The sequence below is a fragment of the Aquimarina sp. AU58 genome, assembly GCF_900312745.1.
In the GTDB taxonomy this organism is placed as follows: Bacteria; Bacteroidota; Bacteroidia; order Flavobacteriales; family Flavobacteriaceae; genus Aquimarina; species Aquimarina spinulae.
This window is the reverse complement of sequence record NZ_OMPD01000014.1, coordinates 2359232-2383086: the sequence shown is the minus strand read 5'-3', so window position 1 is coordinate 2383086 and position 23855 is coordinate 2359232. Positions and strand designations below refer to the sequence as shown.

The following is a 23855-nucleotide window of genomic DNA, read 5'->3' as shown; positions in this document are numbered from 1 at the left end:
TGCGTATACACTAATGTTTAAAGCTAAATCATAAAATGAAAATTGTTGTTCAATTAGTTCTGTGGGTTATTATAGGAGTTTTAGGATACTTGGTATTCAATTCTGTTAATGGTCCTGTAAAGTTCAATAAAATAAAGCAAGCTAGATATGCAAAAGCTGTTGAAAATTTAAGAGATATTCGTACAGCTCAATTGGCATACAGATCAGTAACTGGAAAATTTGCTAAAGATCCTGTTAAATTAGTTGCTTTTATAGATACTGCTAAATTTACACTAACCCAAAGAAGAGATTCTAGTTATATTGCATTTAATAAGATACTTAAAATTGATGAGCCAAGAGATACAGTTATTGTTGATACCCTTGGATATGCATCGGTAAAAGATTCTTTATTTAAAACAGGAAATCATAAAAATATGATTAAAATACCGATCGAAGGTGTTGAATCTAATTTTGAAATGGATGCAGGTTTTATTAACAAAAATGATCTACGAATTCCGGTTTTTGAAGCTAAAGTAGCTAAAGATATACTACTACACGATCAAGATAAAGATTTATTAGCTCAAGAGAAAGAAGTACGTTCTGTTGATGAAGTTAATGGAGGATTCCTTTCGGTAGGATCAATGACAGAAGTAATGACTTCTGGTAACTGGCCAAGAACTTATGGTGCAAACGATCAATAATACAATTGATAATACATCAAAAACATTGTCCATTCAGGTAAGCTTGAATGGACTTTCTTTTTGCACCGTAAATACTAATAATCAAATAACATCAATAGCGCATGAATCCTTTGGTATACAATTAACTCCCACACAAGTACTTGATAAAATCAAATATACTTTTGATCACAATCATAATCTAAAAGGGACTTTCGATACCATCGAAGTAATTCATCAAAATGACTTATATACTGTTGTTCCTAAAGCTCTATTTAACGAAGATTCATTAAAGGAGTACCTTAAATTTAACACCAAAGTGCTTCAAAATGATTTTATTGCCTATGATGAATTACACCCTCATAATATAGCAACAGTCTACATTCCTTACACCAACATCAATAATTTCTTTTTTGATACATTTGGATCTTTTACTTATAAGCATTCTAGTACCATTTTAATAAATTCTTTACTTACTCAAGAAAAAAACAGTGAATCTATCACCGTTTTTGCGAATATAAATGATGCTTCTTTCGATATTATAGTAATCAATAAAGGGAATTTGATATTAAGTAACACCTATAAATATCAAACTAAAGAAGATTTTTTGTATTATCTATTGTACACAACAGAACAACTACAACTAAATCCAGAAGAATTTAGTTTAGTGTTTTTGGGAGATATTTCTAAGGATAGTGAGTTTTTCAATATTGCATATACTTATATTCGTCATATACGTTTCGGAAGCCTTCTTAAGAAACCACAAATAACAGAAGATATAACATCTTTTGAGCCTCATAAACATTTTGTATTACTTAGCCATTTTTAAATATGCGTATTATTTCAGGAAAATATAAAGGAAAAAGACTTACAGCACCTAAAAAACTGCCTGTACGCCCTACTACCGATATGGCAAAAGAAGCATTGTTTAATATCATAAGAAATCAATATAACTTCTCTCAGATATCAATTCTAGATCTTTTTGCAGGTACAGGAAACATAAGCTATGAATTCTTATCCAGAGGAACAGAGGATATAACTGCAGTAGATGCTCACTATGCCTGTCTTGGGTATATCAAAAGCGTAGCAAAAGAACTAGATGCTCCTATTGAGACTATAAAAAGTGATGTGTACAGTTACCTCGAAAAAGTAAAACGAAAAGTAGATATTATTTTTGCTGATCCCCCATATGATTTTACAACAGATCAGTTTCACAAAATTGCAACATTAGTTTTTGAAAATGAATTACTAAATGAACACGGGGTCTTGATTATTGAGCACTCTAAGCATACCTCTCTCGAAGAATCACCATATTTTAGTAATTCGAGAAAATATGGAGGATCTGTTTTTAGCTTTTTTGAAATATAAATCTACGTAAAAACCCGCATACTACGCATTAAGTCTCATTCATTACCGAAGTTCGTATTGAAAATTCATCAATAGTGGTAAGGTTGCTTAAAGAATGAATTTGATGAGCAGCATTACTAATAATATCTTCATAAAAAGCCAAAACTTTTACATCAAAACCAGGAGTATCTTCTGCCGTGATTTTAAATATATCCATTTGATAAATAAAATTATTTAGGATATGATGACTAGAAGAAAGCATAGCTTTATAAATATTTAGTTTAGCGTTTTCCATCTTTACTTTTTTAGCATTTTGTTGTGTATCTATAAATAGAAATACAAAAAACACTATTAATGGAATTATCATTTCGTCAAACTCAAATTGCTCTATACTCTCCAATAATGCGATAGCTTTTTCAAACAATTCTAATTCTAAAACAATAGTTGTTACATAAATAAAAACAGACAACACTAATCCGATACATGTTAGTTTATACTTATTCATTAGTTTAAGGTTAGGGGGTTAGGGGAATAACGATTTGTGAAGAATTTAAATGTTACGGTTTACAAATTTTACATAAAATTGTAAATAAACGTTCGATTTTCAATATTAAATATATAGTAAAAAACAGCAACATGCAGTAATTTACAAGTATTTTAACATTATGTATAGACCCAATTAACGTGCTCTCATCTGTATGTAAAGCAAAGAAACTGGCAACCAATTACATATACTTTGATACATATTCTATAGCCAACACAGTCTTCTTCTAAGCTACTTCTTTCCCTGTAGAAGCTTCCCAAATCATAAACCATTCTTCATCTGTAATATCAATAGCTAAAGCATCTATTGCAGATTTAATACGATTTATTTTGGTTGAACCGATAATTGGAAGAATACCAGAAGGGTGTTTTATGATCCAGGATATTAGAATCTGGTCGGGGGCAACATTATATTTTTCTGCCAATACATTTACCACCTTATTAATCCTCATAACTCTATCTTTTGGCTGTTTGGCAAAGAATTTTCCTCCTGCTAATGTAGAATATCCCATAGGCATAATATGCTTGGTAATACACTGATCTAAAGTACCATCTACAAAAGGATCCAGATGAAGAGGAGATACTTCTATCTGATTTGCTACCAGAGGTATAAACTTATGTAACATTTCAAATTGATGTATCGTAAAGTTTGATACTCCAAAATGCAATACCTTACCATCATTTTTAAGTTGGGTAAAAGCCTCTGCAATCTCTTCAGGATTCATTAACGGGCTTGGTCTATGAATCAAAAACAGGTCTATATAATCTGTATTTAGATTCTGTAAAGATTGTTCTGCAGAACTTATGATATATTCTTTACTAGTATTATATGACTTAATAGCAGTATTAGGGCGATTAGGTGTTACTAGTTTAATACCACATTTGGTAACAAGTTGCATTTTTTCTCGAAGAGAAGGTCGTTTTTTAAGCGCATTACCAAATAATGTTTCTGTGGTATAATACCCATAGATATCTGCATGATCAAAAGTAGTAACATTTATAGCAAGACAATCTTCTATCAATTCCTGAGCCTGATTTATGGTTAAATTAGCTCCCCATTCTCCCCAATTCATACACCCGGCTATTATACGCGAGCATATAGCATCTTGATTTGAAACCCTGATACTCATGTTTTTAACTTTTAAAAATTATTCTTCTTCCTAGATACAATCAATAATCTATTGCCTCATAGATCAGCTTTTGTATCTCTGAGCGAATATCATGTGATATGAGTTTTCTATTTGCGGCATTAGGAAAAGTACGGTTACTTAAAAAGACATATATCATTTCCTGTTCTGGATCTGCCCACGTAAAGGTTCCTGTAAATCCACTATGCCCAAAACTAGTCATTGATATACACCCGCAAGTCGGGCCTATATCTCCTAGTTGTGGTTTATCAAACCCTATTCCCCTTCGTACATTTCGATGACAATAATGACATGTATTAAACACATCTAATGTTTCTTCTCTAAAATATTGCTTACCTCCATAATACCCCTTATTGAGATACATTTGCATGATCTTGGCAACATCATTAGCATTAGCAAATAGTCCTGCATGCCCAGCGATTCCTCCTAACATAGCAGCTCCCTGATCATGAACATACCCATGAACAACTTCGTCTCTAAAGATCTTATCATACTCTGTAGGAACTATTCTTTTTTTTCTGAAACGTGTTAGAGGTAAATACGAGGTATTATTAGCTCCCAATGGCTTATAAAAATGTTGTTGGGTTAACTTATGCAATGTATTACTATAATGGCTTTCTATATATGCTTTTAAAAGATAGTACGGTAAATCACTATACTTATACTTTAACCTATCTCTCAATTCACTATCTCTAATTCTTAGCAGTAAAGAATCCTTCATATCACTTCTGAAATAAAGGTTATTAGTAACTTCTATATTAAAATCTTTAGAGCGACTATTTCGATAATACTTCTTATCCGGTTTTCGGGTAATAGAATCCATTGTTTGCAAATAAAAAGGAATCCAAGCCTTTAATCTTGCATAATGCGACAGCATTGATCTTATAGTAATATGCTCTTTATTAGAACCTTTAAAGGAAGGCAACATCTTTCCTACCTTTGTATTTAAGGAGATTATCCCCTTATCCTTTAATTCTATAGTAAGTGGTAAAGTAGCTAATATTTTGGTTAAAGATGCCAAATCATAAACATCAGATCCTTTAACTTTTCTAAATTTACTATAGGTATGGTACCCATAATTTTTATTAAATACTACTTTTCCTTTTCTTGCAACAATGAGTTGCACACCAGGTGCCATTTTTTCTTTTAGTGCAAAATCCACTATAGAATCAATTCTATTAAGTTTATAAGAATTCATCCCAACACTTTCGGGTAACCCATAAGATAATCTATTTAAGATCCTGGTATGATGCCCTGTACCAGCAGGAAACTCTTCTCCGATGCTTACAGGAAGTTTTCCTTTGGCTTCTAACGCTCCAAAAAGTAATTGTGCTGTTTTTTCCTGAGCCACTTTACTATTTTGATAAGACATCACTATACCTTCAAAATTCGTAGTGGTTAACATATCCAACATAGCATAAGGTCTTGCAAATACACTAAGAACCGTAGTATTTAATCTGGCAATCTCGTATAACCAAACTAATTCTTTATCCTTAAACTTATATTCTGCCCAGGGTGAATCGTTTGATTTATGAAAACCTACAATAACATAATTATAGTTTTTCAATTGTTCTACCATTTCACCCAATTGATTGGCTTTCACCCATTCGACCTGAGTATATTTACTTAATTCTTCATAAAAAGCTTCTCCAGAGTCATCACCAAGAGAAACATAAGCAATTTTTTTCAGGTCAAGATTTTTAATTGGCAGTGTTGCTCTTTCATTCTTTATAACGGTCAAAGAATTTTCGACTAAATCATGAAGTAGCACTTTATTTTTAACACTATTTAGTTCCTCATAAAGAAAACCTGTTTCTACAGGTTGATAGGTATTAAGGCCTGCTTTATATTTGGCAAATAAGATCTTTCTAACAGAATAAGACAAACGCTCTTCTGTTAGAGCTCCAGAGTAATATGCAGATACTATTTTCTGAGATGCCAACGGTACATCTTCAGACATTAAAAGAATATCATTTCCTGCTAAAAAAGCTGCCAAATCAATATCTCCAGGCGCTTTAAAATCAGAAGCTCCTTTCATATTAAGAGCATCTGTAAAAATTAAACCTTCAAACTTTAAGCTATCTTTTAATACTCCAGAAACTACTTTTTTAGAAATAGAAGATGGATAGTCTGATCTATATTCTAAACTAGGAATATTAAGATGAGCAACCATAATACTAGATAACCCTTCATTAATAAGCTTTTTATATGGGTATAATTCGATACTATCAATTCTTTTGGCATCAAAATTAATAGTTGGCAATGTATTATGCGAATCAGTATCGGTATCGCCATGGCCAGGAAAATGCTTAGCAGCAGCCAGAATCCCTTCTCTTTGCATACCTTTCATAAAAGCCAGTGCTTTTTGAGCTACCTTTTCTTTATCCTCTCCAAAAGAACGGTTACCAATTATCGGGTTTTTGGGGTTTGTATTAATATCTACCACGGGTGCAAAATTAATATGGACTCCCATTCGTTTACAATGCCGTGCTACCTGTCTTCCGGTTTCTTCTATTAAATGATCATCTTGTATTGCTCCAAGAGTCATATTCCAAGGGAAAGCTTGTGTCGAATCTAATCGCATACCAAGTCCCCACTCTGCATCAATACCTATTAACAATGGTATTTTGGATAACTTCTGATATTCATTATTTAGTTTAACCTGTCGCTTAGGTCCTCCTTTAGAAAAAATAACGCCTCCGATCATAAACTCTTCGATGAGTCGTTTTATTTTATCTGTTTCTTTTTGGGGATCAGAAGAAGATACATTTACCATAAACAACTGCCCCACTTTTTCCTTAAGGGTCATTCTATTATAAATACTATCTACCCATCTTCTTTGGGTCTCAACATCTTCTACTAATAAAGGATTTTCTGATTGAGCATCAACGCCAAAAGTTATTAGAAAAAATATAAAATAAAAATACTTTTTTATGATCTGCCGCACGTAAATTTTAATTTAAAAAACGGTTATGCCAACTATCTTTTGCAGGGATTTCCCAATTGATTCGATATTCGGCAATATTAGTAACCAGGTTATTGAAAACGATAGTATTTGGGGATACTGATCTATTTTTAGCCATTTTCTTAAAATCTGCAAGAGGTTTATAGGCTACAAATTCTCCTTGTTTAAAAGACACGTTCATCTTATCCATTAAATCTACATTATATGCTTGTTCTAATTCCTGAATAAAACGAACAGAAGCATCTATAGAGCATCCAGTTGCCTGATTCACTCCTTGATCTAGTCCAATGGTTATAAATCGTTTATACTTTATTTCATAACCCGCTTTTAGATCAGCACCGTGGGCTGTCCACTGAGTTATAAATTCTTTTATTTTTTTCTCGATCTCTTCCAGTTCATCCAAAGTGAATGACCGATTTGCCTGATAAATCCACACTCGAGATGTTTCCGGAAGGTCATTAAAATCTACCAACATGAGCTATTTTTTACTAAAGTAACAAAAACTATTGCTATTTACGATTATAGAAAAGAGTTAATATGAAAAAACATATTAACTCTAATAAAATTGTGTATAATTAAGAAAAAAATTACAAATCCTGAGCGTTGGCAATAAGTTCGGCCACATCCATCACTTGTATACTTTCTTCTTTTTCTTTACTTTTTACCCCATCTGTCATCATTGTATTACAAAAAGGACATCCAGCGGCAATAATATCTGGTTTGGTTTCTAAGGCATCTTCTGTTCTTTCGACATTAATATCCTTATTTCCAGGTTCTGGTTCTTTAAACATCTGTGCACCACCAGCTCCACAACATAAGCCATTTCGCTTACAGCGTTTCATTTCTACAAGTTCTACTTCTAATTTTCTAAGTAAATCTCTTGGTGCCTCGTATACATTATTTGCTCTACCGAGATAGCAGGGATCGTGAAATGTAATTCGTTTGCCTTTAAATTTTCCTCCTTCAACTTTTAATCTACCTTCATCAAGAAGGGATTTTAAGAATTGCGTATGGTGCATTACTTCATAATCTCCTCCTAGTACAGGATATTCATTTTTTAAAGTATTAAAACAGTGAGGACATGCGGTAACTACTTTTTTAATTTCGTAAGCATTCATTACCTCTATATTTGTAACGGCCTGCATTTGAAACAAGAATTCATTACCTGCTCTTTTTGCTGGATCTCCCGTACAGCTTTCTTCGGTACCTAATACAGCAAAATCTACATTTGCATTATGAAGTAATTTCACAAAAGCTTTTGTAATTTTTTTAGCTCTGTCATCAAAGCTACCAGCACAACCCACCCAAAATAAAACTTCTGGTTTTTTGCCTTCTGCCATATATTCTGCCATTGTTGGCACCTTTACTGTCTCACTCATATTATACTATTTAAAGTTTAGAAGTTTACCCAGAGGTTAACATCCTAAAACTCATATTTAATCATGTTTTCCATCATCAAAAACTTCGATCGTCACAACTCTTTCTACCAGTTCTGTAAATTTACCTGTATATCGTGTTGCTTTTACCAGGTGATTATCAATCCAATGATAGTTTCCTCCTCTTGGTTTTCCCATCAAAAGACTGTGATACTTAAAGCCACATTTTCTTAACCATGTCTCGGTCACATCTCTGTGTTCTTCGGTTCTTGAAGTAAAGAAGCATATAACATGTCCTTGGTCATACCATTTATTTAATGTAATTAATGCATCAGGAAAAGGCTCACAAGTAACCATTCGTTCTGGTTCTTCATTAGGTACATCTTCGGTTATAGTCCCATCAATATCAATAAGGTAATTCTTGACACCTTCTGGCAAGACCGGACTTACATGCTCTCCTTCTTCTATTTTATCATGCAATAATTTTTCTACTTCTTCTTTTTTCATAATTTCTATTAATTTGTGGTTTAATTGGTTAAAAGTTTTGGTTAAAATTTAATGTATTCTAATTGGTTATTTAATAAAAATTATTCATTGCTCCAGTTTAATCTATCCATTTGGTTAAATGGCCATGGAGCTCCATTATTTTCTATATTGGTCATCATATTATTTAGATCAGATGGTGCTGCACTTTGCTCCATTACCAAATAACGTCTCATATCAATAATAATAGACAACGGACTAATACTTACCGGGCAAGTTTCTACACAAGCATTACAACTAGTACAAGCCCACAATTCTTCGGGAGTGATGTAGTCATTCAGCAATTGCTTTCCATCATCTACAAAACTACCATTCTTATCAATATTGTCTCCTACTTCTTTTAAACGATCTCTGGTATCCATCATAATTTTACGCGGAGATAGTTTTTTTCCTGTTTGATTTGCAGGACATTCGCTTGTACAACGCCCACACTCGGTACATGTGTATGCGTTTAGTAACTGAACCCAGTTTAGATCTACAACATCTGATGCTCCAAATTTCTCGGGTTCCCCTTCTTGTTGATCATCTGCAGGAGCAGCAAAAGGATCTGCACTTGGATCCATCATTAATTGCACTTCTTTGGTAACAGCTTCGAGATTATCAAGCTCTCCTTTAGGGTTTAAGTCTCCATAATATGTATTCGGAAATGCCAACAGGATATGTAAATGTTTTGAAAAATATAAATAATTTAAGAACACTAATATTCCTATAATATGCACCCACCAGCATGCTCTTTCTAATACTATTAGAGCTGTTTCTGACATCCCGTTAAAAAGTGGGGATATATACTGACTTATTGGGTACGCCCCAGCCTTGACATAATGCTCTGCTCCTAACGCTTGTAATTGAAGATCTGATGCATTCATTACCAAGAACAAAGTCATCAAAACCATCTCAAAATACAAGATTAAGTTCCCATCATTTTTCGGCCATCCTTTCATCTCTGGGTTCCAGAAACGTTTTAATTTAATCACATTACGACGAATCCAAAATAAAACCACCCCTACAAATACAAGGAATGCCAAAATCTCGAACGAACCAATTAAGAAATCATACAATCCTCCTAAAAAGGCAAAAATCCTATGCGTACCAAAAATACCATCGATGACAATTTCTAATACTTCTATATTGATGATAATAAATCCCAGATATACAACAATATGCAATATCCCAGCTACAGGTCGTCGTACCATTTTGGACTGTCCTAATGCTATCCTAGCCATATTTTTAAATCGCTCTCCTTTATTATCAGAACGATCTACGTCTTTTCCTAATCGGATATTACGAATGACTTTACGGACATTTTTTGTAAAATATCCAATACCCGCTACCAAAACAAGTATAAATAGGATATTAGGTATGTATTGCATAATTTTTTAATTTATTGAATCTGTTGGTTTTTCGTAAGGCGCATTTTTCTTTCCAAAAACCGAAATATGAACATATCGTTTTGGATTTAATCGTAAATCCTGTATCAGTAATTCTAGTTGTTTACTGGTTTTTTCTAAATTATCATATAATTTATCATCTTTCAGTAATTTTCCAACTGTTCCTCTTCCCGAATTAATGTCTTTTGAAATCTTCTCAAAATTAGCTAGTACCTTTTCCAGGTCTTTTCCTAGTTTGGCTACATTTATCTGAGCCAGGGAATCTGAAACCTTATTAAGATTAGTCGACATTTTATCCAGATTGGTAAATGTATTGTTTAGCTTTTCCTCATTACCCGAAAGAATCGTATTTAAAGAGTTTGAAGCTCCTTTAAAATTCTTAACTGTTATGCTTAAATCTTTAAAAATAGAATTCAGATTATTTTTATTATCTACATTAAGAATTCCATTAACCGAGTTTAGAAGTGTATCTGCATCTGTAATTGCGGCTTCAAGTTTTTCTTGCAAAGGCGCGAGCTTATCATTTACCAACTCTAGAAGACCTGCTTCTATTCTACCGGGTAGTGTGTCTTTATCTTTTGCTTCGAGGCCTTGTTCATATATAGGCATTATAGCAAGGGATTTACCACCTATCAAGCCACCTCCATATACTTTGGCCAGGCTATTCTTTGAAAACGAAAAATCGCTATCTACATTAAACTCTACAACAAGGTTACCCTTGGTATCTGCAAAACCTATAGAAACCACCTGCCCTACAACCATACCATTTATGGTTACGGGAGAAGAAGGTATTAACCCTTCTACATTATCATAAACAGCATAAAAGGTTCTATCATTTTCTAAGAGATTTTTTCCCTTCAGGAAACTATAGCCAAAGATTAAAAGTGCTATTGCGCAGATTGCTAATATTCCTGTTTTGACTTCTCGAGTAAATTTCAAAATAGATTACATTTTAGGACACAAATTTAGAATAAAAATACATTTCTACTGGTAATTTCCTAAGGAATTATCAGTATTTATTTAGATTAATTCGAAGATGTATCAGCTTTTAAAGCTTCGGTTAAAGGAATCGATTCACTATTACGAAAAGCAACGATAAAGCTAGAATCAAATCCTTTACCAACTGCAATTTCTCTTAATTCCTGTATTAAAGTATAATTAGACGTACTTCCGAAGTAATACTTATAGAGGTCTCCTGTTTTACTTTTAGACAGTTGATCCAAGCCATTAAAATTAAACGATTGTAATTCTATATCACTGGATCCAGCTGCTATTTGCACCTTAAACGTAATATCATCATACACACGATCCCCATCCATTTTGGCAGTTACTTTTGTTACTTCGGGAGTTTTAGGCGGATCTACTTTATAGATAGCATCAAGGCTCTCTTTATAATCTACAATCGAGGTAGTGATAGATTTTGCCATCTCTCCTTGTCCTTTTTTAGAGTTAAGATATTTCCCTTCACTATTGTTAGTTAGAAAACCTAATTCGATAAGAACACTGGGCATATAGGTTTGATGTAAAACGACAAAACCAGCTTGCTTTACTCCTCTACTCTTTCTGTCTAATGCTTTTTTAAATCTATTCTGCACAAAACTAGCCAGTGTAAGGCTCTGATCCAGATATTCTTCCTGCATTAAAGTAAGTCCGATAATTGATTCTGGAGAATTAGGATCAAACCCATCATAATTAGCTTCGTAATTATCTTCAAGAAGAATTACCGAGTTTTCGTTTTTTGCTACATTAAAATTTTCATTGTTAGCATGTAGTCCTAAAACAAAGGTTTCTGTACCAAAAGCCTGAGAGCGGTGCGAATTGCAATGTACAGATACAAAAAGATTTGCTCCCGCCTTATTGGCAATACTTCCTCTCTCATGTAATTCTATAAAGGTATCTGTTTTTCGGGTATACACTACTTTAAACCTATCATCATCTTCTAAAGCCGCGCCTACGGCCAAAACTACATCTAGTGCAATTTCTTTTTCTTTATAGCCATTTCCTCGGTTGCCGGGATCATGACCACCATGTCCAGCATCCAAAACAACAACAAACTTTTCTTTTTCCTGGGCAACCACATCTGCGTTAAAGACAGATACAATAAAAATAAAGACCAATAAAAAAACACTACATACTATACTTCGTCTCATCAACTACAATAATTTTACTACTAATTTTGAAACATTTCTGTTATGTTTCAGTATTTAATATAACAAGTTAAAAATCTTAAGATTGTGATTTATATAATAAACCTATATCTTCTATGTTTATACAGCTTAGAAGGTATGCTTTTGACATAATTTTTTATTTTTTTCTGAATTACAATCTAAGCATAAAAAATATATGTAATTTTGGCACTTCAAAAACTGAGCCATAGTTATACAAAAATAGGATTTAAACCATTGCAAACAACGGTACGTTACATACTTTATTCACTAAGTTTTTCACTGCTTTGTATTTGTCAAATTACAGCACAGGAAATAAACGAAACTAAGGAGGTGCCCATTCCTGCTAATCAGGACACTATAAAACCTCTTGAAATCAATCCAGAGGAATTACTTAACGAAAAAGCTCAGGATACGGTTAAAAAAGACACACTCGCAGAACCACAGCTATTAACAGACAAAGTGGTCTATAAAGCTACTGATTATATGAGATTGAGCCGTAAAGAGAACAAAATGTATCTTTATGATAATGCTGAAATCGTATATGGAGAGATGCAGATTAATGCGGGGTTTATTGTAGTAGACAATAGCAAAAATGAAGTATATGCTTATGGAATTAAAGATTCTCTGGGCGAATATGTACAAACTCCTGTTTTTAAACAGGCACAAAATGTAGTAGAGCCAGATTCTATTCGTTTTAATTTTGATACCGAAAAAGCACTGATATACAATTCCAGAACAGAACAGAACGGGTTTAGAATTAAAAATGAGATTTCAAAACGGGAGAATGACTCCGTGATTTACATGAAAAATGTAAAATTTACTACTTCAGAAAATATCGAAGACCCCGAATACTATTTCTATGCTCGTAGAATTAAGTTTGTACCTAAAAAGAAAATCGTAACGGGGCTTGTGAATATGTTTATTGCCGATGTCCCTACACCATTAGGATTACCCTTTGGGTATTTTCCTTTAACAGAGGATAGGACTTCAGGATTTATTATTCCCAGTCCGGGAGAAGAGAATAACCGTGGGTATTTTCTTCAAAATGGTGGGTATTATTTTGCCATTAGCGATTATGTAGACCTAACTCTTATGGGGGATTATTATACCAATGGTAGTTATACTTTTGCTGCAGAATCGGCCTATGCCTTACGCTATAAATACAGGGGGAGTCTTAGGTTTAGGTATGAAAACAACCTGCGTAGCGAAAGAGGGTTTCCCGATTTTGCCAAAACCACTACATACAATATCCAATGGACACATAGCCAGGATGCAAAAGCTAATCCAAACTCCAGGTTCTCGGCCTCTGTAAATTTTGGTAGTAGTGACTTTTTTCAGCAATCTACCAACCAGCTTAATACGGGTAATTTCCTGAATAATCAAATTAGTTCTAATATATCCTATTCAAAGACATTTCAGGGAGACCCACAAGTTAATGTTAATCTTGCTGCTACTCATAACTCTAATACCAATACCGGAACTGTAAATTTATCGCTTCCTAATATGAATGTGAGCGTATCAAGGGTATTTCCGTTCGCTCCAAAAGTAGGTGCAAAAAAAGGAATCATACAGAATATAAATACGCAATATAATTTTAAAGGAGAAAACAGAATACAAACGACCGATGATGATTTATTCTCGTCTGATATGTTTAAAGGTGCTAAATTAGGAATGCAACATACCATTCCTTTATCAACAAATTTTAAGTTGTTTAAATATCTTAGTGCTACTGCGGGAACAAATTTTCAGGAAAACTGGGTATTTGAAACGATAAAGCAAAGTTATGATTCTAGTGCCAATGATGGTGCTGGCGAAGTAGTACGGGATACTATAAAAGGTTTTGATGCTTTTCGTACATATAATTTTTCAACAAGTCTGGGGACCACTATTTATGGTACTTTCAAGTTTAAGAAAGGCAAAAAAATAGAAGCGATTCGCCATACCATGAGACCGTCAATTAGTTACAGCATTAACCCTGCATTTAGTGAGTTTTATGATAGCTATACGGTTACCGATGATCCCAATACGACTACTATTGATGAAACAGAAGTTGTAGAATATTCTAGATTTGAAGGAGGCTATTTTGGAGCACCCAGTAATACATTTTCTAGCAGTATTGGATTTTCTCTTAGTAACAATGTAGAAATGAAGGTAAAAAGTAAGGACAGTACGGCTACAGAAGCTAAAAAAGTAACTTTATTAAACAACCTTAATTTTAGTACATCTTATAATGTAGCTGGAGACTCTTTAAAGCTAAGTCCGCTATCTATTACCGGTAATATCCCGATAATCCAAAATAAGCTGGATATTAACTTTAATGCACAATTAGACCCTTATGCTTTAGATAATAATAATCGTAAAATCGATGTGTGGAATATCGATAATGGAGGTAGCCTTTTTCGTTTAACCAGAGCTAGTGCTAATTTTGGGTATTCGTTTTCGAGTAAAGATTTTGAAAAAGGAAAAGTTAATGAAGATCCATTAGATAATCAAAACTTTAGAAATGAAGGTCGGCCTGATAATCTATTTGGTGGGGTTACCGATTTTGGAGAGGATCGTTCTTTTGATAAAAACAAAAGTAAAGATGCCGATAAAGACATAAAAAACTATAATTATAAAATACCCTGGACTCTGCGATTGTCATACAATGTTAATTATAGCAATAGCGCCAGGCAAAATGAAATATCATCGCACTCTATCATGTTTTCTGGTGATGTAGAACTTGCACCGCGATGGTCGGTCGGAGTATCTTCGGGATATGATCTAAAGAATCCCGGGTTTACCTATACTAATTTAAGGTTTCAACGGGACCTGGAAAGTTGGGTGATGAATTTTAATTGGATTCCTTTTAGTGAAAGAACATCATGGAACTTCTTTATAGGTATCAAATCATCGATGCTTAGCGATATTAAATGGGACAAAAGACGTGAACCAGACAGACAACTATAAGTTCTTGGTTTAGAGTCAAGTTTCTGGTTTTCAAATTTTCAGATTAGCAATAAAATTATAAATTAATATTATATCCTATCACATGAAAAAAATCATAACTACGACCAAAGCCCCTGCTCCTATTGGTCCTTATAGTCAGGCTATTTTAACCGGAAATACATTATATACATCAGGTCAGATTGCAATTAATCCAGAAACAGGAGCATTAGTTCTGGATGATATTACTACTGAAGCCAAACTGGTAATGCAGAATCTAAAAGCTGTGTTGGATGAAGCCGGAATGACATTCGAAAATGTGATTAAAACCACTATTTTTTTAAGTGATATGAATAATTTTGCCGAAGTAAATGCTGTATATGGCAGTTATTTTAATGAAGCTACTGCACCTGCAAGAGAAACTGTAGCGGTATTAACGCTACCTAAATCTGTGAATGTAGAAATCTCTGTAATTGCTGTAAAGTAATATTTACCCTATACCATTATTAGAGACCCCGTCTGGGGTCTCTTTTTTTTAGGTGATCGTATGTATTCTTATCTAAGTATGATCTTTCTACTTGTCTTTATGTTTCCAGCTTCAATAACCACCACATAATTTCCTTTTTTAATATTGCTTACATCAAAAGCCAGGTTATAAATCCCTTTGACCACTTGTTGATTTTGTAGTTGTTGTATTCGCTTTCCGTTTATATCATAAAGAGAAATGAGTAGTTTGGTAGTTGGTTTATTGACCAAATAATGAATATTCCCTTCATTCTCCATTGGATTTGGGTACACTCCTATTACTATAAAATCTTCTTTAGGGGTTTCTATCATAGGTTCTTTGGTGTTAGATAGTTCCTGGTCTACACTTCTGGTTGTTGCTACAGCTGCGTTTGAAGCTTCTTGTATCCTACAATCATTAGTACTTACATACCAGCTTCTTGATCTTTTTTCACCGATAACAGGTTTTGACAAATCATCGATATCAAACCAATCTGCCTGCACCTTATTTTCTGTCACATCCAGCACAAAATATCCATGGTTATCCATATCTACATCTTTGATATGTTTATTCAGTAATTTTGTATAGAACTCTACTACTCCAGAGGCAAATCCTCCTAAAAAATCTAAGTTCTGTGATGTAATACTAGGAACTACAAACTCACACATTTCACATTCGCCTTTATATCTAATTTCTCCGGCAAAAGTACTGTGGATATCTCCTGTAAGAACCACTACATTAGTTATAGCATTTGTTTTTACATAGTTTAATAACCGATCTCTTTCTTCTGCATATCCGTCCCAAGCATCATTAGAAGGTACCCCATTCCATGGCATCACCATTACCTGGTTCCCAATAATTCTCCATTTTGCAGTAGAAATTGACAACTGATCTGTTAGCCAATCAAATTGTTCTGATCCAAGTATCGATTTATAGGTAACTTTATTTTCTTTACTATTAAATTGCTCATCATACATCACGCCTTTTCTTAACAATGTTTCTAATTCTGTTTGCTGTTTGCTTTCTATACCGATAGTTTTTTTCTCGACAATAAAATCGGCAAAACTATGCACGACGGTCTTAAATTCTTCTTTAGATAATCCAACCTGATTTTTCTTTGAATCATTTGATATTGTAAGTATCATCGGAAGCACAGTAGTCAAAATTTCTTTTACATCTTCCTTATTCGTAAGGTCTTTTTTAGCAATAACATTTTTAGCATATTGCTTAAATTCTCTATTAGAAGCCGCCGCACTGATCAGGTTTTTTGAACTATTTACCTGGGTATCTCTACCTTCAATACGAGTATCCAACATAATAAGATCCATAAGTTTACCATAAGATATGGTACGATATAACCTGTATTGTTCTATTGTATTGGCACGAACAGGCATCCATTCGAAATAGGCTTTATGGGCATTATTTTTTCTTACTTCCCAGCTACCTTCTGTTTCAGGACTGTGATTTTGTGCTCCATATTTATTAGCATCATTTGCAAACTCATGGTCGTCCCAAATATTAATAAAAGGATGTTGTTGATGAGCATTGCGAAGCATTGGATCTAATCGATAATAAGAGTAGCGCACACGATAATCGTCTAGCGTAATAATTTCATTTTTAGGAAGGTGTCCTCGCCCTATTTCGTCGCTATATCCATATCCTCCGGACTCATACTCATAAATATAATCTCCAAGATGAATGACGGCATCGATATCATTACGACTTGCGATTTGATTATATGCATTAAAATATCCATTTTGATAATTAGAGCAGGATACTACAGCAAATCTTAGATTATTTACAAGATCTTCTTTTGCCGGAGCAGTTCTCGTTTTACCAATAATTGATTTTATTCCCAGCGCTTCAAACTGGTAATAATACGTTGTAAAAGCATCCAGATTTTTTACATCAATCTTAACTGTATAATCTTTATTCTGATTAGTAATTACCTGGCCTTGTTTTACAATTTGAGTCATTGTTGCATCCGTTGCTATTGTCCAACGTACAGGTACCGAAGCATCGTTTGTTGTAACTCTTGTCCAGATAATAACAGCATCTTCTAATGGATCTCCAGATGCAACTCCATGATAAAAAGGAGCAAGGTTGGCATCAAAATAATCATCGATAGCTTTGTTATTGGTGGTACGATCAATTTTTATTAACCTGGTTTCTATATGTTGAGCATAGAAACATTGTGTTGTAAAAAATAACACCATTAGCTTTTGTGAGAATAATTTCATGTGAGTTTTGTTTAAGTTAGTATTAGATAGTTTCTCACGAAATTATAGGAATGATCAAACAAAAAACAGAAGCAATTTTCTATTTAATAGAATCTTAATTTGGGTAACAATGTGTTGGAGATTTCAAAAAGAAAAATTAACCATTTACTAATCGATTAATCCTGTTAATTTATTATGCATGCATAATTTATAGCTTTAGAAACGATTATAAAATTTGGATGTTCACATCTAGCAATTAAAGAAAGTTGAACGGTCAATCCCCTCCTATAATTTCTATTTGCATCGTATCAATATGTTCGTCTAAAAGAATTTGGCAGGCCAATCTGCTATTGGGATAATAATCTAATTGATTTTTTAGTATGTTGTTCTCTAGTCCTTCAAAAAATTGCATTGAAGTATTAGATGAATATACCCGGATATGGCAGGTACCACATAACCCTCTGCCTTTACAATCTCCTATTTCATCATGTAGTCTGTTTACTAATAACTCCATAAGGTTGCGATACTCAAATTTTTTAAACTCTAAAACATGAGCATCTCCAATAGTATCTATAACATTTATCGTATACATTACATCTAATTATGCCTGCAAATTACGATTAGGAATTTACTTCACCTTATGATTTAGCTCATAAAACAAGGAGAAGAATATCTTTAGTTTTGTTGTATAAAAACAATTACTATGCAATTAACCTCATTAGTCAAGGATCTTACTTACGGAGATACAAAACCGGTAATCACCAAATTAATAGAAAATGATGCTACCAAAGAAATTAGAATCGTTTTCAAAAAAGGGCAGGAAATGAAAAATCATAAGACCCCATTCCCTATTACTGTTTCTATCTTTGAAGGTGAGATTAATTTTGGAGTCGACACTACCGAACATATTCTTAAAAAAGGAGACCTTATTTCTCTGGAGCCTAGTATCATGCATAATTTAGTCGCATTAGAAGATAGTATTGTTCGGCTTTCGCTTTCTAAAAACGATTCTGTAGAAAGAGTACAAAAAGTGAGTGAACAATAAACCTCTACTCTAGATAAGTTCAGAAATAAAAATAAAAAAACAGTCACATTGTAGTGACTGTTTTCTTCTTTTGTTAAGTCTCACAACTTATAATCTGAGTTAGAAACGTTATTAAATTATGCCTTATTGCAGTTCTAAAATTGCACGCTCCAGGACTTCATCTGTTGTCAAATCACTCCAATCTATCAAGGCTTCAATATCTGGTGGAACTCCATTTTCGTAATCAGGGTTCTTATCCAATGTTAATGCTTGTGTAATCGAGAACCTGTAGGTCCAACCATTAGGCAATTGTCCTCCATTAGGTAGGCCAAGTCCCCCGCCTGTAGTATCCCCGATAAGTGTAATGTTTGGAAGCGCTTTGGTTGCAAGTGAGAAAAATGAACCTGCACTGTATGTTCCTCGATCTACTAATACGACAATCTTATTTTTATACCGTATTCCACTATACGGAGAGACATATACCGGCTCTGCTTCAGAAAATTCATTTCGCCCCGGGCCACTTTTTATTCTAGAATAGTTAACCAGTGTTTTACGCTCTACAAAACGGCTTAAAATTGCAAAAATATCGGTTACAGCTCCGCCTCCGTTTTCTCTCATGTCTAAGATTAGTCCTTTTGTATTTTTATATCTGTTTAGAACAAAATTCAGGTTATCGGCATCTACAGTACCAGGAAAAGAAGGAAAACGTACATATCCTATTTCTTTATTATCAAGAAAATTATGCAAAAACGGCCCTGTAATGTAATAGTCCCTATTTAAATAGTGGTCCTCTATGATACGCCAGTCAAAATTATCTTGTCCTAAGTAATCTACTCTAAATGTAGAGATATTAAAATTCGATATTAGATTGGTATGATCATCTCTTAATTCTGTTAACATCCCTCCCAATACTTTAAATAGGGAATCTTGACTCATTCCATCATAAATTTTGGCAGAATATTCAGATTTCACAACATCCCAATCAATATTTTTTACATCAAAGTAGGAGTATTTTTCATTGCATTCGTTCCATAGATATTCAAAATTATCTTTTGGTTTTGTAGAGGCCAGGTCGTTTTCAAAAAGTGCTTTCTCACAAGAGATAAGAGATAGACTTATTATTACTATACTATATAACTTTCTCATTACTTATTATTGGTATTAAATAGAAAAGTGAGTTTTAAAAGATGGGCAGACATTTCGAATTTATCAAAATCTCCTCCGGTTTTATACGCATCCCATACATACGAAAATCGTAGTGCATTTTTGTTCTGAAGGGAAATAGTATAGTCTAAAGAACTATTCACCCTAAACCCAGAAAATATATCGAACTCATACTCATCAAATATATTTGCTTCGTTTAACAAACCTGATTGCCCATTATACACATATCCATTTCGAAACGAGCTATTGACCAATCCAACATTTAGTCTAAATGCTAAATTTCTTGTTCTTTTCTTTAGTTTATATTTAATAAATAAGAATTTTTTACTCTTTTCTTCTTTACGACTTATATCTTTTTCGATTTTGACAGAGCCAAAAAGAGTTGGAATAATTTCTACTCCCACTCCGTTATTACCAAATCCTTCATTAGTTCTAAAATTAGTAGTGGCATTAAATAATCCACCCACTTTTACATTTAACTTAGGAGAACTAAGCATGTTTAACTGGTATAACCTGGAATAGTACAAGGATACACTATGTAGTTTACTACTTTGAGAATGCCTGTTAAAGTTATTATGAAACTGCCCAAAAAGGTAGGATGCTCCAATTTCGGATTCTCGTTCTATATCAGCTTTGGTATATGATAGCGCTATGTTTCTTGGCGTGCCCTTATAAAAAAGTGGAGAGGTGGCAAAATCTCTAAAAGATGATTTCCCTAGTCCTGCTGTAAACCCTATATAAGCAGGTCTGTTTTTTCTTTTTTCTTTCTTAGAAAGCTCTGGGTTTTCTGTTTGCGAAATACCTGCTACCGATATAAACAGTAACAGCATAATGACAATTCTATTTTTTCTTATCATTTAGGCGTTAGTTTTAATTTGTTATGATGTAATGATATGAATGTATGTTGTTCATCTAATGACAACCGAAAAAACAATAGGTTGCATCTTTTTCTAAATCTTTTCTTACATCTGTCTTTATTTTGATATTAGATAAGAGTACATAGTGCTATATATTTAATAAAGAGAAGGACTGGCTGGTAACCCATATCAACGATATTTTCAATACATCTTTTTTTGTTTTGAGATTTTTAATATACTCGGGATTGATGCAAAAACTGCACTTATACTCAGAATTATTCCATAATTAATTGCATTATGATGCATACTAAGTATTCCATCATCACAAGTCGTGCATGCTATTATTTTGAAATTGGCATTAATTGCACAAATGATGACCAATGTGATGGTAAATATTCCTATCCATATCAACACATTTTTTAGTATCAACTTAAAATTCAATGTTAGATTAGTCATACCTAGCACTACTATTGAAATTGTAAAACTTATGTAATATATAGTACTTAAAAAAAGATAAAAACCTTTTCCAAAATATTGAATCCTATCATTAGTTGTTAATTGAAACAATAACTGAATCTGGTTTCTAAAAAATGAAGTCAAAAAAAGAGCAATCACCATACCTAGTAAAGAAAAAACGATCCCAAAACCTATTTTTTTTATCATAATTACAACTAATAAATTATTAGTATCATTTCACCTATTTTTATCTAACCCTATTTAAATAATCAAAGTCGTTTATTTATACTCCGAGCAATCGGGGTTTGCAAATCTGTGTCATCGAGAAACACCTTATCATTTCGAAAATAAGAAAAGTTCTAAGTTTTGAAGTTTTGCATTAGATAATGGCTTAATTTGATCAAAATACTTCCGTTTAAACAAATTTTCAACACTTCTAATTATTAACTCTTTTTTAACTTCTTCTACTATTATCATATTGGGTTCTGAGGAGAAAACACCGTAAACTTCTATTTCTGTTTCAAAATCTTGTTTTAAACGTATTATATCATAAAAGTTCAAGTTAAAATATTCTTCTTTAACTTTGACATAAATATCTCCTCTAAAACCTCTATGTATTGAATCAATTTCTCTGGACTCAGTATCATCTAAACAAAAAACCTCTAGCTTTTTCATATTTAATTTTTCTTTATTAAAAAATGAACACGATGGTACGGATTTGCAATCCGTGTTTTTAAAACTTCAAAATAAATTTAAAACAACAATTTCTATATACCTCTATTTAAATGATCAAACTTGTTTATTTATACTTCTATTACTTTTGTTTTAGACAGTGTATCATGCCAGCCCGAACCGTCACCCAAAAACGAAAACGCATTAAAAGGAATATGCCTGCATAGACTACGTACTAATATGGTTTGTATATCAGGATTATTTCCATACTCATCAACGACTTTTGTTCCTGTAATCAACTTGCCAATGGTTCTACCTGTAGTTATTTCAAAAAAAGAATAATAAATCATTCCTAATATAAAGCCTAACCCGTAGTCTATAATTCGGCTATCTGTTTCTAAAATCGATAGTATAGATGGAAAAATAAAGGCTACGACAATACCAAACACAAAACCAAATACCAAAATACATATAGAATCTATAATATAGTTGGTAAATCTTTTTCCCTGGCTCGCTTCTTTACCCACTACTGTTCTTGGTATCGCAAGTTGCTTTTCTTTTTCTGCAAGTATCGGGTCTTCTTCAAATGTAGTGCAGGTATCTTCAAAATTTGCAATTGCATCAGTTAATCTGCAAACTATCCCTTGTTTTGAGTCAAATTTTTGATTTGTACAGATTTTACAAAATTGTAAATATTCTTGTCTGGTCATAATGGTATCTAATTATTGTTTGATCCTACAATAATACATCCCGCCAGTTTCATTTTTCGGAACTGGGAAATTTTTAACCTATTAAAAATGATTACTCGTGTTCTACATACAAATGTTACCGTAAACTTTGCCTATACGCCGTTGGTGTAACCCCTGTATGTTTTTTAAAAACGTTATAAAATGTACTTACATGATTAAATCCTACCTCATACCCAATCGCAGAGATTTTGTATTTATCAAAATCTGGATTGCTTAGTAATGTTTTGGCTTCTTTTACCCGATATGTATTAATAAAATCTGTAAACCTTTGTTGTGACACCTGGTTTATTACCCCAGAAAGTGTAGTTCTGTTTGTTTTTAGTTTTTTGGCTAATACATCCAGGGTTAGTTTTTGTTTTCTGTAGATCTGTTCTTTTTCTATTAAATCTTTACATCTCTTAAATACCGGATGATCCTCTGTATACTCATCTACTATAGTAGAGTTTGTTTTTTTATATCCATTCTGAAATGAAATTTCATCCAGCAGTATCGCTTTTACCAGCTTACACCTATATACCTTCCCCTCCCAATAGAAGATCGTAATATTAGCGTCTTCATTTTTCATTTTCGTTTAAATTTCTTCAAATATAGGCAAATCTATTCTTTTGCGTCTTATCGTCCGCAAAATTTATTATAACAACCTATTTCTTTGTTGTCATATGTCAGATATCAACAAAAGAATTTGTAATTATATTGCTAAAGAATGGGTAGCTAAGGCCAAATCAAATAGAGCTTTTGCTACCGATCATAATCTTGATGAAAAAACTGTACGGAAACTTCTGCGACCAGAAGGCTATAGGATTCCTGTAAAAACTCTAGAGAAAATATGTGAAGCCAGAGAGATTAAGATTTCTGATTTTTTCAGTTTGATAGGATTATAATTAATCTCTTTATCTACAAAATCATTAAATAGTTTGTAGCTTTTCTATATAAAAAAACCAGCTATATCACTATAACCAGTTTTATCATTTATTTACTCTTATCGCTTACTCATGCCTGCACAGAAAACATTTCTGCGCTATCATATCCGAGCGATCGGGTCACAATTTCAGAAGAGCGATAAGATCGATGCTCGATTACTATGTAGAGAGCTAAAAGATGGTCGCTTGCGAGGGATTCATGTTCTGGATATTGAGCGGGAACACTTACT

24 protein-coding genes are annotated in these 23855 nt (G+C 33.2%); 7 read left to right on the top strand and 17 right to left on the bottom strand.

Annotated features, from left to right (window positions below; all coding sequences use genetic code 11):
* The first annotated feature begins 35 nt into the window (after positions 1 to 35).
* The 3 genes from DK441_RS21690 to rsmD are packed head-to-tail and all read left to right on the top strand — an operon-like array spanning position 36 to position 2024.
* The gene (locus DK441_RS21690) at positions 36 to 680 is read left to right on the top strand and encodes a type II secretion system protein (protein ID WP_109852672.1); all 645 of its coding nucleotides are present in this window, start codon (positions 36 to 38) and stop codon (positions 678 to 680) included.
* Entirely contained in the window at positions 661 to 1485 is an 825-nt protein-coding gene (locus DK441_RS21685) for a DUF3822 family protein (protein ID WP_109852669.1), read from the top strand. The genes DK441_RS21690 and DK441_RS21685 overlap by 20 nt, the downstream gene beginning before the upstream one ends.
* A 2-nt stretch (positions 1486 to 1487) precedes the next feature.
* A complete protein-coding gene (gene rsmD, locus DK441_RS21680; RefSeq protein ID WP_109852667.1) occupies positions 1488 to 2024 on the top strand; it encodes a 16S rRNA (guanine(966)-N(2))-methyltransferase RsmD in 537 nt (178 codons plus the stop codon).
* A gap of 28 nt (positions 2025 to 2052) precedes the next feature.
* Here the strand turns inward: rsmD and DK441_RS21675 are convergent, their stop codons facing one another.
* The 9 genes from DK441_RS21675 to DK441_RS21635 form a co-directional block, all read right to left on the bottom strand.
* Positions 2053 to 2508, bottom strand: coding sequence for a hypothetical protein (locus tag DK441_RS21675; RefSeq protein WP_109852664.1), 456 nt, complete (start codon positions 2506 to 2508; stop codon positions 2053 to 2055).
* 265 nt (positions 2509 to 2773) lie between these two features.
* Positions 2774 to 3676, bottom strand: a complete 903-nt coding sequence (locus DK441_RS21670; RefSeq protein ID WP_109852662.1) for an aldo/keto reductase family oxidoreductase — start codon at positions 3674 to 3676, stop codon at positions 2774 to 2776.
* Between the two features lie 40 nt (positions 3677 to 3716).
* Positions 3717 to 6641: a glycoside hydrolase family 3 N-terminal domain-containing protein gene (locus DK441_RS21665; RefSeq protein ID WP_370444336.1), complete on the bottom strand. Its 2925-nt coding sequence runs from the start codon at positions 6639 to 6641 to the stop codon at positions 3717 to 3719.
* Positions 6642 to 6648: 7 nt separating this feature from the next.
* On the bottom strand, positions 6649 to 7134 hold the full coding sequence (locus tag DK441_RS21660; protein WP_109852660.1) for an ABC transporter ATPase: 486 nt from the start codon (positions 7132 to 7134) through the stop codon (positions 6649 to 6651).
* A gap of 112 nt (positions 7135 to 7246) precedes the next feature.
* On the bottom strand, positions 7247 to 8038 hold the full coding sequence (locus DK441_RS21655) for a (Fe-S)-binding protein (protein WP_024769023.1): 792 nt from the start codon (positions 8036 to 8038) through the stop codon (positions 7247 to 7249).
* A 57-nt stretch (positions 8039 to 8095) separates the two neighbouring features.
* The gene (locus DK441_RS21650; protein ID WP_109852658.1) at positions 8096 to 8542 is read right to left on the bottom strand and encodes a phosphoheptose isomerase; all 447 of its coding nucleotides are present in this window, start codon (positions 8540 to 8542) and stop codon (positions 8096 to 8098) included.
* Between the two features lie 80 nt (positions 8543 to 8622).
* A complete protein-coding gene (locus tag DK441_RS21645) occupies positions 8623 to 9948 on the bottom strand; it encodes a (Fe-S)-binding protein (RefSeq protein ID WP_109852656.1) in 1326 nt (441 codons plus the stop codon).
* Between the two features lie 6 nt (positions 9949 to 9954).
* The gene (locus tag DK441_RS21640) at positions 9955 to 10905 is read right to left on the bottom strand and encodes an MlaD family protein (RefSeq protein ID WP_109852654.1); all 951 of its coding nucleotides are present in this window, start codon (positions 10903 to 10905) and stop codon (positions 9955 to 9957) included.
* 86 nt (positions 10906 to 10991) lie between these two features.
* Positions 10992 to 12116 carry an N-acetylmuramoyl-L-alanine amidase gene (locus DK441_RS21635; protein WP_109852652.1) on the bottom strand — a complete coding sequence of 375 codons (1125 nt, stop codon included), beginning with the start codon at positions 12114 to 12116 and terminating at the stop codon, positions 10992 to 10994.
* A 252-nt stretch (positions 12117 to 12368) separates the two neighbouring features.
* On the opposite strand from DK441_RS21635, the gene DK441_RS21630 reads away from it, so the two are divergent.
* Both DK441_RS21630 and DK441_RS21625 read left to right on the top strand, forming a co-directional pair.
* Entirely contained in the window at positions 12369 to 15083 is a 2715-nt protein-coding gene (locus DK441_RS21630) for a putative LPS assembly protein LptD (protein ID WP_235015801.1), read from the top strand.
* 82 nt (positions 15084 to 15165) lie between these two features.
* The gene (locus DK441_RS21625) at positions 15166 to 15546 is read left to right on the top strand and encodes a RidA family protein (RefSeq protein ID WP_108807658.1); all 381 of its coding nucleotides are present in this window, start codon (positions 15166 to 15168) and stop codon (positions 15544 to 15546) included.
* A 68-nt stretch (positions 15547 to 15614) separates the two neighbouring features.
* On the opposite strand, the gene DK441_RS21620 is transcribed toward DK441_RS21625, so the two are convergent.
* Together DK441_RS21620 and DK441_RS21615 are read right to left on the bottom strand one after the other, a co-directional pair.
* On the bottom strand, positions 15615 to 17804 hold the full coding sequence (locus DK441_RS21620) for an alkaline phosphatase D family protein (RefSeq protein WP_109852648.1): 2190 nt from the start codon (positions 17802 to 17804) through the stop codon (positions 15615 to 15617).
* 253 nt (positions 17805 to 18057) lie between these two features.
* Positions 18058 to 18375, bottom strand: a complete 318-nt coding sequence (locus tag DK441_RS21615) for a 2Fe-2S iron-sulfur cluster-binding protein (protein WP_109852646.1) — start codon at positions 18373 to 18375, stop codon at positions 18058 to 18060.
* A 111-nt stretch (positions 18376 to 18486) separates the two neighbouring features.
* Here DK441_RS21615 and DK441_RS21610 point away from each other — a divergent pair, with 111 nt between their 5' ends.
* Positions 18487 to 18828 (top strand): cupin domain-containing protein, encoded by a 342-nt coding sequence (locus DK441_RS21610; protein WP_109852644.1) that lies wholly within the window; start codon positions 18487 to 18489, stop codon positions 18826 to 18828.
* Positions 18829 to 18951: 123 nt separating this feature from the next.
* Here DK441_RS21610 and DK441_RS21605 read toward each other — a convergent pair whose 3' ends face one another.
* From DK441_RS21605 to DK441_RS21580, 6 genes are all read right to left on the bottom strand, one after another.
* A complete protein-coding gene (locus DK441_RS21605; protein WP_109852642.1) occupies positions 18952 to 19953 on the bottom strand; it encodes a S41 family peptidase in 1002 nt (333 codons plus the stop codon).
* On the bottom strand, positions 19953 to 20828 hold the full coding sequence (locus DK441_RS21600) for a hypothetical protein (protein WP_160112223.1): 876 nt from the start codon (positions 20826 to 20828) through the stop codon (positions 19953 to 19955). The genes DK441_RS21605 and DK441_RS21600 overlap by 1 nt, the downstream gene beginning before the upstream one ends.
* Positions 20829 to 21029: 201 nt before the next feature.
* Positions 21030 to 21491: a hypothetical protein gene (locus DK441_RS21595; protein WP_109852638.1), complete on the bottom strand. Its 462-nt coding sequence runs from the start codon at positions 21489 to 21491 to the stop codon at positions 21030 to 21032.
* 129 nt (positions 21492 to 21620) lie between these two features.
* Positions 21621 to 21959, bottom strand: coding sequence for a hypothetical protein (locus DK441_RS21590; RefSeq protein WP_109852636.1), 339 nt, complete (start codon positions 21957 to 21959; stop codon positions 21621 to 21623).
* 128 nt (positions 21960 to 22087) lie between these two features.
* Positions 22088 to 22666 carry an RDD family protein gene (locus DK441_RS21585; protein ID WP_109852634.1) on the bottom strand — a complete coding sequence of 193 codons (579 nt, stop codon included), beginning with the start codon at positions 22664 to 22666 and terminating at the stop codon, positions 22088 to 22090.
* A 115-nt stretch (positions 22667 to 22781) separates the two neighbouring features.
* The gene (locus DK441_RS21580) at positions 22782 to 23270 is read right to left on the bottom strand and encodes an AraC family transcriptional regulator (protein WP_109852633.1); all 489 of its coding nucleotides are present in this window, start codon (positions 23268 to 23270) and stop codon (positions 22782 to 22784) included.
* Between the two features lie 94 nt (positions 23271 to 23364).
* On the opposite strand from DK441_RS21580, the gene DK441_RS21575 reads away from it, so the two are divergent.
* Positions 23365 to 23586: a helix-turn-helix domain-containing protein gene (locus DK441_RS21575; RefSeq protein ID WP_109852631.1), complete on the top strand. Its 222-nt coding sequence runs from the start codon at positions 23365 to 23367 to the stop codon at positions 23584 to 23586.
* Positions 23587 to 23855: the final 269 nt, after the last annotated feature.

Excerpts from the sequence above, each read along its gene's own strand:
- DK441_RS21575 (WP_109852631.1), top strand. The coding sequence starts at position 23,365 with ATGTCAGATATCAACAAAAGAATTTGTAATTATATTGCTAAAGAATGG.
- DK441_RS21690 (WP_109852672.1), top strand. The coding sequence starts at position 36 with ATGAAAATTGTTGTTCAATTAGTTCTGTGGGTTATTATAGGAGTTTTA.
- DK441_RS21670 (WP_109852662.1), bottom strand. The coding sequence starts at position 3,676 with ATGAGTATCAGGGTTTCAAATCAAGATGCTATATGCTCGCGTATAATA.
- DK441_RS21620 (WP_109852648.1), bottom strand. The coding sequence starts at position 17,804 with ATGAAATTATTCTCACAAAAGCTAATGGTGTTATTTTTTACAACACAA.
- DK441_RS21590 (WP_109852636.1), bottom strand. The coding sequence starts at position 21,959 with ATGAAAAAGCTAGAGGTTTTTTGTTTAGATGATACTGAGTCCAGAGAA.
- DK441_RS21635 (WP_109852652.1), bottom strand. The coding sequence starts at position 12,116 with ATGAGACGAAGTATAGTATGTAGTGTTTTTTTATTGGTCTTTATTTTT.
- DK441_RS21685 (WP_109852669.1), top strand. The coding sequence starts at position 661 with ATGGTGCAAACGATCAATAATACAATTGATAATACATCAAAAACATTG.
- DK441_RS21595 (WP_109852638.1), bottom strand. The coding sequence starts at position 21,491 with ATGATAAAAAAAATAGGTTTTGGGATCGTTTTTTCTTTACTAGGTATG.
- DK441_RS21645 (WP_109852656.1), bottom strand. The coding sequence starts at position 9,948 with ATGCAATACATACCTAATATCCTATTTATACTTGTTTTGGTAGCGGGT.
- DK441_RS21610 (WP_109852644.1), top strand. The coding sequence starts at position 18,487 with ATGCAATTAACCTCATTAGTCAAGGATCTTACTTACGGAGATACAAAA.
- DK441_RS21605 (WP_109852642.1), bottom strand. The coding sequence starts at position 19,953 with ATGAGAAAGTTATATAGTATAGTAATAATAAGTCTATCTCTTATCTCT.
- DK441_RS21655 (WP_024769023.1), bottom strand. The coding sequence starts at position 8,038 with ATGAGTGAGACAGTAAAGGTGCCAACAATGGCAGAATATATGGCAGAA.
- DK441_RS21660 (WP_109852660.1), bottom strand. The coding sequence starts at position 7,134 with ATGTTGGTAGATTTTAATGACCTTCCGGAAACATCTCGAGTGTGGATT.
- DK441_RS21675 (WP_109852664.1), bottom strand. The coding sequence starts at position 2,508 with ATGAATAAGTATAAACTAACATGTATCGGATTAGTGTTGTCTGTTTTT.
- DK441_RS21600 (WP_160112223.1), bottom strand. The coding sequence starts at position 20,828 with ATGATAAGAAAAAATAGAATTGTCATTATGCTGTTACTGTTTATATCG.
- DK441_RS21615 (WP_109852646.1), bottom strand. The coding sequence starts at position 18,375 with ATGTATACGATAAATGTTATAGATACTATTGGAGATGCTCATGTTTTA.
- DK441_RS21625 (WP_108807658.1), top strand. The coding sequence starts at position 15,166 with ATGAAAAAAATCATAACTACGACCAAAGCCCCTGCTCCTATTGGTCCT.
- rsmD (WP_109852667.1), top strand. The coding sequence starts at position 1,488 with ATGCGTATTATTTCAGGAAAATATAAAGGAAAAAGACTTACAGCACCT.
- DK441_RS21585 (WP_109852634.1), bottom strand. The coding sequence starts at position 22,666 with ATGACCAGACAAGAATATTTACAATTTTGTAAAATCTGTACAAATCAA.
- DK441_RS21580 (WP_109852633.1), bottom strand. The coding sequence starts at position 23,270 with ATGAAAAATGAAGACGCTAATATTACGATCTTCTATTGGGAGGGGAAG.
- DK441_RS21650 (WP_109852658.1), bottom strand. The coding sequence starts at position 8,542 with ATGAAAAAAGAAGAAGTAGAAAAATTATTGCATGATAAAATAGAAGAA.